General features: G+C 33.5%; 1 protein-coding gene. It reads right to left on the bottom strand.

The features are described 5' to 3' along the window. Nucleotides 1–205 precede the first annotated feature (205 nt). Entirely contained in the window at nt 206–883 is a 678-nt protein-coding gene (locus tag V7014_RS06035) for a type II toxin-antitoxin system PemK/MazF family toxin (RefSeq protein ID WP_335505193.1), read from the bottom strand. Nucleotides 884–1064: the final 181 nt, after the last annotated feature.

Raw genomic sequence — 1064 nt, 5'->3', positions numbered from 1 at the left:
TTACATCCCTGGATTTTTACATAAAGAAAAAAGCCCTCACTTATTGTAAGGACTTTTTTTGCGCTCAGTTACGCGGGGTGCCATGACCCAAATGCTTCATTTCTGAAAAAAAGCGCTCAGTCGCGCAGGGTACTAGGACCCATATTGTTAATCCTATTATATAATAGTCACTTTTTATCCGCAAGAATTTTTTCCTTATTTTTTCCTAATTAACCACTAATTTACTTTTTAGAACTTCTAACTCTAAGATCGTTTTACTATGGTTCCTTTTTTCCTGTTCCAAAGCTATCTCTAATTCGCAATATCTTTTATAAGTCACTGGCATAATCTTTTCAATTAGAACTTGATCAATTTTATCTAACGTTATTGACTGAACCTTAACATTTTGTCCTTCCTTAGAATGCTGATACAAAATTCTATTTTTATCTATGGCTCTAATGTCATTTAGACAAATGGCTGATTGATGTCTTAGCCCATCATTTTCATCTACATCAATATGGAAATCATCCCCTGTACAATATTTTCCAGTAGAAATAGGGGCTATAATAACCCAATTTAAAAGACTTTCATATAAAATAACCGCGGGATGAATAAATGTAAGTTCCTTATTGAAATGTCTAAATAGTTCTACCTCTACAAGATGTCCTCTATCAAGGTGACCACTAAAGGGACTTTTTAATCTTTCCTTTTTATCGTCTAAATACCGTTTAGCTCCCATCAACCACATTATCCCATAATCCTGCTTCGTGCTCATTAAGTAATTGAATAATTCATCCATTAATGCCTTAGAATCAAGAATTGATTCTACATCCTCTTTCATCTTTGGTATAGGAACTTTCCCCTTTAGAACCTTAAGTTTCCCCTTATATTTTCCTATTTTCACTTATACCCCTCCATCACTCTAACATTCAAATATATATTTTGGATAGGCTACACTAAGTTGGACAGATAAAATAAGGGCTTGTAAACTTAGACTATTAACTTAATATGACACGTCAACGTCGAACTTTTACACCCGAATTTAAACTGCAATTAGTGAAACTTCATGAAAATGGTAAATCTCG

It is taken from the genome of Bacillus sp. JJ722, assembly GCF_036963345.1.
GTDB lineage: Bacteria > Bacillota > Bacilli > Bacillales > DSM-1321 > Bacillus_AD.
The sequence above is the reverse complement of the archived record's forward strand: the minus strand, read 5'-3'. Positions and strand labels throughout refer to the sequence as shown.